Source organism: Novosphingobium sp. B1 (genome assembly GCF_900176395.1).
In the GTDB taxonomy this organism is placed as follows: Bacteria; Pseudomonadota; Alphaproteobacteria; order Sphingomonadales; family Sphingomonadaceae; genus Novosphingobium.
On sequence record NZ_FWXL01000014.1, the window covers coordinates 60,807 to 70,438 of the forward strand.

General features: G+C 54.4%; 9 protein-coding genes. 5 read left to right on the forward strand and 4 right to left on the reverse strand.

Going from position 1 to position 9,632, the window contains the following annotated elements; translation table 11 throughout:
- The first annotated feature begins 613 nt into the window (after window positions 1–613).
- The 4 genes from B9A23_RS18060 to B9A23_RS18075 all read left to right on the forward strand — a co-directional run bounded on the left by B9A23_RS18060 (window position 614) and on the right by B9A23_RS18075 (window position 4,703).
- On the forward strand, window positions 614–1,996 hold the full coding sequence (locus B9A23_RS18060; protein ID WP_084280503.1) for a sugar transferase: 1,383 nt from the start codon (window positions 614–616) through the stop codon (window positions 1,994–1,996).
- Window positions 1,997–2,056: 60 nt separating this feature from the next.
- Complete coding sequence (locus tag B9A23_RS18065; RefSeq protein ID WP_084280504.1) at window positions 2,057–2,875, forward strand: class I mannose-6-phosphate isomerase; 819 nt, start codon at window positions 2,057–2,059, stop codon at window positions 2,873–2,875.
- 112 nt (window positions 2,876–2,987) lie between these two features.
- Window positions 2,988–3,878: a UTP--glucose-1-phosphate uridylyltransferase GalU gene (gene galU / locus B9A23_RS18070; protein WP_084280505.1), complete on the forward strand. Its 891-nt coding sequence runs from the start codon at window positions 2,988–2,990 to the stop codon at window positions 3,876–3,878.
- A gap of 75 nt (window positions 3,879–3,953) precedes the next feature.
- Window positions 3,954–4,703, forward strand: coding sequence for a CHAP domain-containing protein (locus B9A23_RS18075; protein ID WP_084280506.1), 750 nt, complete (start codon window positions 3,954–3,956; stop codon window positions 4,701–4,703).
- A gap of 56 nt (window positions 4,704–4,759) precedes the next feature.
- On the opposite strand, the gene B9A23_RS22925 is transcribed toward B9A23_RS18075, so the two are convergent.
- The 4 genes from B9A23_RS22925 to B9A23_RS18090 form a co-directional block, all read right to left on the reverse strand.
- Window positions 4,760–4,903 (reverse strand): hypothetical protein, encoded by a 144-nt coding sequence (locus B9A23_RS22925; RefSeq protein WP_176218058.1) that lies wholly within the window; start codon window positions 4,901–4,903, stop codon window positions 4,760–4,762.
- Between the two features lie 445 nt (window positions 4,904–5,348).
- Window positions 5,349–6,359, reverse strand: coding sequence for a GDP-mannose 4,6-dehydratase (locus B9A23_RS18080; protein ID WP_084280512.1), 1,011 nt, complete (start codon window positions 6,357–6,359; stop codon window positions 5,349–5,351).
- 5 nt (window positions 6,360–6,364) lie between these two features.
- Window positions 6,365–7,531, reverse strand: coding sequence for a nucleotide sugar dehydrogenase (locus tag B9A23_RS18085; RefSeq protein WP_084280507.1), 1,167 nt, complete (start codon window positions 7,529–7,531; stop codon window positions 6,365–6,367).
- 213 nt (window positions 7,532–7,744) lie between these two features.
- Window positions 7,745–8,077: a hypothetical protein gene (locus B9A23_RS18090; protein ID WP_084280508.1), complete on the reverse strand. Its 333-nt coding sequence runs from the start codon at window positions 8,075–8,077 to the stop codon at window positions 7,745–7,747.
- Window positions 8,078–8,548: 471 nt separating this feature from the next.
- Between B9A23_RS18090 and B9A23_RS18095 the strand changes: the two genes are divergently transcribed.
- Window positions 8,549–9,361, forward strand: coding sequence for a transglutaminase-like cysteine peptidase (locus B9A23_RS18095; protein WP_084280510.1), 813 nt, complete (start codon window positions 8,549–8,551; stop codon window positions 9,359–9,361).
- Window positions 9,362–9,632 lie beyond the last annotated feature (271 nt).

Here is a 9,632-nt window from a genome sequence, read left to right on the forward strand (position 1 = left end):
CAGACTTCGGAAGCGCTAGTAGCCATGATGATCTTCCCCCATATCACCGCCCGCTTGCCGAGAATAATATGCTTAATATGCGGTTAAGCAAGAATAAGTTTCAAGCCACTAACAGAGGAATAAAATTACATCGTCACGTGCCAAAGTTGCGCTTGTCTATGTTTGATCGCTGCGCCGATCTGTGCGGAATTCGCGCTTGAACGTTTCAACTTACACTTGTGGAAATTCAGGGCGTCAACGCCGCTCTGAGCGCAATTAGAACTGGATTGGCTTGGTTGCTCAAGACTGCTCAAACGGCATTTACACGATGCGGATTGAGCTCGGGGCGTTACAAACCTTCGTCGCAAAAACGCTCCGCCAGCTCTTTTCGGTCTCCGCAATATGGCATTGCGCGTATCGAAGGTATTTCAGCGCAAAACTAGCACGCCCCGTCATACGGCTGGGGACGGCATAACCGCAGCCCGCTAATCCCACTTTATCTCGGCAGTGCAGCGTGTAGTTTTTGCCGGCATTAGGCATATCTTCTTGCCTACTTCGCAGTTGCAGCATAAACAGTCTTAGGGCGAGTTGGGCGTGGCGGAAGCCGCGGTTGCGGGAATTTGGAGCAGATCGCATGAACCAGCACGTGAGCGTTGCGATTAGGGCTGCCGAATCTGGCATGGGCCAAAAGCCGGTTCCGCGGGACAAGCTCCGCCTTGTGGTGGCGACCTCTCTTGCAGCTGCAGACTTTACCGCGATTGTGCTCGGCTACATCTGCACTGTCATCGTTTTCAAGATACAGGGCGATGCACTGCCGTTTGCGAAGATTTCGCTAACGCTTTTGCTTGTGAACGCGCTGTTTTCATTCATCTTCCGGACTTGCGTGGGTAACTGCGTTGTCAACGTGTCCGAGTCAGTCAGGCGGTCGGGCGCTTCGTTACTCCTGAGCCTCATGTTTATGACCCTGGTGATCACTAACTTGCGGCCCAATCTGCAAGGTGTCGGGCTTTTCATCACCAGCATAACGACCTTCGCCTTGCTGTTCATGGTGGCCTTGCGGGCTGCTGTTGTGGCTTGGGGCCGGAAACTTTTGGCTGGCAAGCTCTACTCTGTATTATGCTTGGCGGACGGGGACTATCCATCGTCAGAGGGAGAAGACATTACCATCAACGTCGGTCATGCCTTTGATCCTGCAAATGCGACCGCTGAAGACTACCATCGCTTGGCCGGCATCTTGTCTACAGCCGATCGCGTGGTGGTCCGGTGTACCAAGGAAAAGCGCGCCGTCTGGACTCATGTTCTGCAAGGCATGAACGTCCATGCCGAGATTTTGGCACCTGAGATGTCAAAAGCTCTGGCACTCGGTCATTATGCAGGCCGTGCGACCTTCGTGGTTGCAAGAGGTCCGCTTAATCTCCGCGATCGCCTGTTGAAGAGGTTCTGTGATATTGTGCTGTCGTCACTGATCCTATTGGTCCTGGCCCCGCTCATGGCGATAGTTGCCTTGGCTATCAAACTTGAAAGCCCGGGTCCGGTTTTCTTTGTTCAGGATCGCATTGGCCGTCAGAACCGACTTTTCAAGATTTTCAAGTTCCGGTCGATGTACACTGAACAGTGCGATTTTAGTGGCTCGCAATCATCGCGCCGAGACGATGACAGGATTACCAAAGTCGGAAAGTTCATCCGGAAGACCAGCATTGACGAGTTGCCGCAGCTCTTCAACGTTCTCTTCGGCACAATGTCGATCGTCGGTCCCCGCCCTCACGCAATTAGCTCAACCGCAAAATCGAAGCTCTTCTGGGAGGTCGATTCGCGTTATTGGCACCGCCATGCTTGCAAGCCAGGCATCACTGGACTTGCGCAGGTCCGCGGATTCAGAGGCGCGACGATGCAGGAACGCGACCTGACCGACCGCCTGGAATCAGATCTTGAGTATCTCGCGAACTGGTCATTATGGAACGACATGATGATCATGGTCCGCACTTTTGCGGTGGTGATGCATAAAAACGCCTTCTAATCTGGCATCCAAAAGCGTTCGAGAGGGTTGTACTCTCAAACCCAACTTTAGGCCGGCCTGATGAAGCTTCTGAATACGATTAGAGTTGAAAAGCCTTGGGGCAAGTGTGAACTGCCAGAGCCTTTCTCGTCGGACGGTCAGGGCAAGATTGGCGAAATCTGGTTCGACCCGCCAGCTGAGCTTTCCGATCTCCTGGTGAAATTCATTTTCACAAGTGAACAGCTATCCATTCAGGTCCATCCTGACGACACGCGGGCCGTGCGCCTGGAAGGCTCACGCGCGGGCAAAGAAGAGTGTTGGCTGGTTCTCGATGCACAGCCCGGTGCCAAGCTCGGTATCGGATTTTCCAAGCAGTCCAATGCAACCGATGTGCGAACTGGCGCTGAGAATGGCACTATCGAGAGCCTGATGGACTGGTTTGAGGTTCGGTCGGGAGATTATTTTTACATTCCAGCGGGCACAGTGCACGCCATTGGTGCTGGCATTGCGCTCGTCGAAATTCAACAGAACAGCGACATAACCTATCGTCTGTATGACTATGGTCGGCCAAGAGAGCTTCATCTCGATAAGGGCATGGCGGTAGCAACTTTTGGTCCTCACGATCCAAAGCTCAGGCAGCGTGACGTGTTTGCGACTAGTCGCCAACTTTGTGACGGTCCTCACTTCAAGCTGTGGTGCGTTTCAACTACCTCTTCTCTTAGTGAGAGGGCGGAAAAGCGCTGCCTTATCATTGCGATAAAAGGCGATTTGCAAGTTTCAGGGCAGGTGGTTGGACAGGGTTGTTGTGCGCTGGTCGAAGCTGGCGACATCGTCTTGCTGTCAGATGGCGGCATTTTTCTGAGAGCTGAGAGTCTTGGGGCTCAATCGATCGATGGCTGACCATCAGAGCAATTTGTTAACGTATCCTGCAACCGGCTTCGTCGCCTTTCTTTAGGCAACAAGAAAGTAAGACTCTCATCGGTATGGAGCCTTGAGAGTAAGAACAGGAGCGATGAAAGTGCCACAGTCGACGCCCAAACCAATCCGTAAAGCGGTATTCCCGGTCGCGGGTCTCGGCACACGCTTCTTGCCAGCTACCAAAGCCATTCCCAAGGAAATGCTTCCCGTCATTGACCGCCCGCTCATCCAGTACGCCGTCGATGAAGCCCGCGAAGCAGGGATCGACCAGCTCATCTTCGTTACCGGCCGCGGCAAGACCGCGATCGTCGAGCACTTCGATACTGCGTACGAGCTTGAACACACGATGTCCGGGCGGGGCAAGAACCTCGAGGTTCTGGACCCGACCCGTATTCAACCCGGAAATCTCGTCACCGTTCGTCAGCAAGTTCCAATGGGATTGGGACACGCTATCTGGTGCGCCCGCGCAGTTGTGGGCGACGAGCCCTTTGCCATATTCCTTCCAGACGAAATGATGGTTGGAACGCCCGGATGCATGAAGCAGATGGTAGATGCTTACAATGAGGTCGGCGGCAACCTCATTTCGGTGCTGGAAGTACCAGAGTCCGAAGTCTCAAGCTATGGCGTGATAGCGCCTGGAGCAAAGGTTTCCGAGCAACTGACCGAAGTCCGCGGATTGGTTGAGAAGCCCAAGCGCGAAGATGCGCCGTCAAATCTCATAATCTCCGGCAGATACATTCTGCAGCCAGAGGTGATGCGCACTCTTGAGGGTCAGAGTGCCGGTGCTGGTGGAGAGATTCAGCTGACTGACGCCATGGCAAAGATGATCGGTACCCAGCCTTTCCATGCGGTCAAATTTGCGGGGCGCCGTTTTGACTGTGGAAGCAAGACCGGATTTGTTGAGGCAACCTTGTCGCTGGCTTTGGAACGCGATGACTTGGCAGACGAAGTGCGCGCGGTGATGACGCGCCTCCTGGCTCAGTGAGCCCTTCAGTTCTTTAGTGGACTAAAGACTGCGGAATTAACGCAAATTTTACCATACTTTGCGAGTGCTAGGAACATGGCTTACCGGTTCCTAGCACCAGCAACAGCGGCAGCTTTTGCCATAAGCGCAGGCGCTACACCCGCCCCGACGAGAGCGCAGACTTGGGATGCGAAACTTGTTGCAGCACCTCATGCTGTAAGAGGTGCTGGGTATCTTGAGTGTGTGCCTTATGCTCGTAGCCGAACAGGTATCGAGATCTATGGCAACGCTCATACCTGGTGGGAGCAGGCCAAAGGACGATTTCCACGGTATCAATCACCAAGAGTCGGCGCGGTCATTGCGTTCAAACCCCATGGGAATATGACGCTTGGCCACGTCGCAGCTGTTAGCCGGGTAATCGACAAGCGGACCATTCTTGTAAGTCACGCCAACTGGTCGCCGATGGGTGATCGTCGGGGTTGGGTCGAGGACAACGTGCCCGTCGTCGACGTGTCAGTATGGAATGACTGGAGCAAAGTCAGGGTTTGGTATGCGCCTACCCGAAGCTTGGGCACGACCCAATGGCCTGTTCAGGGGTTTATTTACCCGGTGGGATCAAGGCCTTTTCGCGTGTCAAGTGGTCCAGATAGAAGCCCCGCATCGCTGTACCGCCGGCTTGTCGTCGATGAGAATTTCTTGAAGGGCGTCAAAAGCGAGCCAGCACCGCAGTGGCTACCGGATAAGCAGAATTTGCGCAACGATCCGATTGGACGGATAATCGCATCGCGTACGGCGCCAAAAGACAGTTCCAACCAGCCTCAGAGATATGCCGGTTTGGACCGCTGACGATGTTTCACAACATGCCAATCCGATCTACGGCGCGAAGCAGCCGTGGTGCCACATCACACAATCGTGTTGACTTCGATAAACGCCGGCAACTTCTCATGTTTGTGGTGCTTGGGATAGTAGCGTTTTGCATTGCACTGGTCGCCGCCCTGCCAGATGGAACGAAGGTTTCCATCGGAATGGGCGACAAGTTCGATCACTTTGCCGCGTTTGCGGCTTTAGCAGCAATCTGCGCCTCAGTTTTTCCGAGTTTGGCACTCTGCTATCTCCAAGCCGCCATGGTGGCCTTTGGTGCCACGATCGAATTGGTTCAGGCCATCCCTGCCCTGCAACGCAACTCGGACGCAAAGGATTTGCTTGCGGACGCTGCAGGAGCTGCTGCCGCCCTCGTACTGGTGTTCCTGTGGCGATACTGCGCCCACTGCAAAAACAGCAAGCGTCACGGGTCACGTAGGGCACATAGACGTTGCCCGACGCAGCCACGTCAGACCAATAGGGTCAGCACGAGCTAAGGGTCTTGGGCTCGCAGCCAGCAGGTTCAGCTACAGCTTACGCGGTCAGAGCCCGCCGCCAGAAGCGCTATCCCTTATGGGCAGAATGGACTGGTCGCATCACATTCTGCCCGTTACAAAAACCAGCCTAGCTTCAAGCTCCGTAGTACGATCGGTACCACGAAACAAATTGCGCAACCCCTTCCTGGACGGTGGTTCGCGGCGAGTATCCAGTAAGGTTCTTTAACAAGCTCGCATCGGCCCAGGTCGCAGGCACGTCTCCTGCTTGCATAGGCATGAGGTTGCGTTCAGCCTTCAGACCAGTTGCAGCCTCGATTGCTTCGATGAACTCTGTGAGCTGTACCGCCTGCGAGTTGCCAATATTCACCACGCGCCAAGGTGCGACAGGCGAAAGGCTGTCCACATCAGTGTCTTCGAGCGGCGCATCGGGGTTTGGTGGCGTATCAATTAGCAGGCGGATTGCCTCGACGAGATCGGTGATGAATGTGAAATCGCGCTTCATGTCACCGAAGTTATAGACGTCGATGGGTTTACCCTCGAGGATAGCCTTGGTGAACTTGAACAGCGCCATGTCCGGGCGGCCCCAAGGACCATAAACCGTGAAGAAGCGGAACATTGTTATCGGGAGACCGAACAGATGGGCATAGCTGTGGGCCATGTTCTCGGTCGACTTCTTCGTCGCTGCATAGAACGACATCTGATGATCGGCCTTGTCGATCTCGCGATAGGGCATCTTGGTGTTGGCGCCGAATGCTGACGAGGTCGACGCCAAAAGCATGTGCTTGGGAGGGTGCGCCCTTCCCGCTTCCAGCAGTTCGAACGTGCCGACGATATTGCTCTCAAGGTATGAACGAGGGTTCTCGATCGAGTATCTGACCCCTGCTTGTGCTGCCAAGTGAACCACCACATCGGGTGTTTCCTTTGCGAACAGTTCGAGAAGCATCCCCGGCTCTTCAATGTACCGCTCCACGGGCACGAATTCGGGGTACGCCTTTAGACGATCATGCCTGCGCTCTTTGAGCGTGACTTCGTAATAGTCGGTCATCGCGTCTACGCCGATGACACGGAACCCGTCTTGCAGCAGCCGTTCGGATACGAACGAACCGATGAACCCGGCTGATCCAGTTACAAGTGCTGTAGGCATTTCGATCAATCCGCTCCAAACAGGTCGCGCGTGAAAACCTTGTTCTTCACGTCTTCAATTTCGGATGTGAGACGGTTTGCAACAATCAAGTCGCAATCGGATTTGAAGGCGGCCAGGTCGTGGACAACCTTGGAGCCAAAAAAGTCGTCGCCTGCCATGGCGGGTTCGAAAACGACAACTTCAATGCCCTTGGCTTTGACGCGCTTCATGATCCCCTGAATCGACGACTGGCGGAAGTTGTCAGAACCGGCCTTCATCACGAGCCGGTACACGCCGACCTTTTTGGGCCGCCGCGCGATGATCTGGTCGGCCAGGAAATCTTTACGCGTGTGATTTGCATCCACGATCGCACGGATCAGATTCTGCGGCACCTCGCTGTAGTTGGCCAACAGCTGTTTGGTATCCTTAGGCAGGCAGTAACCGCCGTAGCCGAAGCTTGGGTTGTTGTAGTGGGAGCCAATGCGGGGATCGAGCCCAATACCCTCGATAATCTGACGTGTATCCATATCATGGGCGATCGCGTAGCTATCGAGTTCGTTGAAGAACGCGACGCGCATGGCAAGATAGGTATTGGCAAACAACTTGATCGCCTCACCTTCGTGAGCATCGGTAAAGAGGACAGGCGCGTCCTTGCGTACAGCGCCACCCAGGAGCAGGTCCGCAAAGATCTTGGCCCGTTCCGAGCGCTCTGCGACCACGATACGGGACGGATGCAGATTGTCGTAAAGCGCCCGCCCTTCACGCAAGAATTCTGGGCTGAAAATGATCTGGTCGGTGTCAAAGCGGTGGCGCACGTCCGCGACATAGCCGACTGGAATCGTCGATTTGATGACAATGGTCGCCTGCGACTTGTGTTCTAGCACCTTGCTGATTACCGCCTCGACCGATGAAGTGTCGAACTTGTTCGAGGCAACATCGTAATCCGTGGGAGTTGCGATGATGACGTATTCAGCACCCTGAAGTGCTTTCCCAACATCAAGGGTTGCAACGAGATTAAGAGGGCGCTCGGCGAGAAATGCTTCCAGCTCAGCGTCGATGATGGGGGATTTTCGGTTGTTAAGGAGGTCTACGCGCTCGGCGGAGATGTCGACCGCCATGACCTCATTGTGTTGGGCCAGGAGCACGGCGTTGGACAGGCCCACGTAACCAAGGCCGAAAACTGCAATCTTCATCGAACACACCCTCAAAATTCTAAGGCAGTATAATGTGCCACCCTATTCCCGAAAGCGTTGTGTTGCAGGTCATTGAGCGGACTAACGTTCTTGATATGACAGCCGAGTCTTCAGATAAGGTGAATGCAGAGTTGTCGCAAAAAGCCGGCTCAGCACTTACAGACCACTGCCAAGGTTAGAAGACCGCAACCTCGACCGACAGGTTGGAAAGCGTCATGCTGATAGTGCTCTGCTTTTTGTTGGGGGCTGAAGCTTTAGAGCTACGAAAAGCACGACCGGCCAGAATATGGTGTGCAGGATATCGGACAAGGTGTCAGCCGGCCGCCAGCTTCCAAAATAGAGCCGGTCCATGATCTCATTGAAAGCTTCCGCAGCAAACACGAACGACAGTGGGACTATCGACCCAAGCGACTTTCGCGTTGCGATACGCGCTATTAGAAGAATGATCAGGCCTGCGTGTACGTGGAGCACGCTGTCCGACATGCCGGTAACCTTGCCAATCCAGTCAATCCAGGAATGGTAGGCCGTTGAGATCTGGACCTGCATGAATGCTCCGCCACACTAAAGCGCGTATGTGCCCCAAAACCGTTAGCAGTTGCAACATGAGTCTGAGAATGGTCGGGAAAATTGGCGCTCTGGATTTGGAGACGTAACTCCAGTCCAAGGCACGGCTCTCCCGACAGTCGCCACTTTTCAAGCCAGCGTATGGCGACAAACCTGATTAAGTCGCCGGGAAATAGTGAATTTTAAGGGGCAACGAACACCCAAACGCTCTGCCCGGCATGCCTCTGTAGTATGCATAAGGGATTTCCCGAGGCCTTCGCGATCAAGACAAAGCGCGCTCCCAGCTTGCCTTCAATAGCTAACAGTGCCCGCAGAATGGCGCTTTTCTGGCGAAAATTAGGTATTGTGCAGCGCGTCTAAGAGTTCAATAATGAGTTAACTTCGGATTAGGCATCCTCCGACACTTAATGTTTAGCGCGCACACCTAGCTTTTGACGGACGCAGGAGATCGTTATGAAAATCCGTCCGTTTTACAAAGCTTTGGCCCTCGCGCTGCTCGCTACGCCGAGCATTGGCTTTGCCGCGACTGCGGATGGTGACAATTTTATTGGCAAAGGCGCCGCGATGCTAGCTCCCCGGGGCTACACCGCGATGTGCCAGCGTGATACAACAGCATGTGGCGCTGCAAAGGGTGAATCCAAGCAAGCATCCGTCGCGAGCGACGCTTCATGGCAATATCGTAAGGCCACTGGCGCGATCGGTTGTGATCTTGCAGCTCCGGCAATGGCAGAACCTGTTTACGCTCGCCCGCTTGGTGTGTCGCGAACTTCGACCCCATTAAGTTCAAGGTGGAACGTAGCAGAAAAATGCTCGTCCTTGTCGTCGGGTGCGAATGCTGAGGACGTCGTCACAGCTTCTGGCAATAGCTCCGAGCTTGCGAAAGAGCACGAGCTTCTGGCAGAAGTGAATCGGACCGTGAACGCACATGTGCGCCAGCTGACTGACCGACAAATCTATGGCGTGGACGAATACTGGGCACGCAGCACGCTCGACAAGTCAGCCAAGGGCGATTGCGAAGACTTGGCACTGGAAAAGCAGCACGAACTTTTGGGCCGTGGCTTCGACCCAAATCGCATGTTTCTAGCTGTCGTCTATCGCAGCCACGTTGGCTTGCACACTGTATTGGTCGCAAGGCTTGCCGATGGCGATTTCGTCCTTGATAGCCGCACGCCGTATATCAATCGGTGGACCGAGACTGCTTATAGTTGGGTGGTCGTGCAGGATCCGGCCAATCCGAATTTCTGGTACAAGCCAGTTAAGAGTTAACCGATCGCCTATCTAAGCCTGCGGTAATTATTTACCCCCGTGACGTCCAGTTATTGAACAACCTGCTTTATTCGCGCTCTTGGTCGCGTACGGGCTTGACCCTTTTGTGAGTCAATGGTCTAGGCGACTCTCCAGATTCATATTCCAGCCTGCCGCATGGCGGCGGAAACTGTAGCGGAAGAGCATAGTCGATGTCAGAAGGCAGGGTTGTGACGGAAGGTTCGCCTTACGGGATGGATCCGTATCGTGCTCCTGCACCGGTATCGACGAT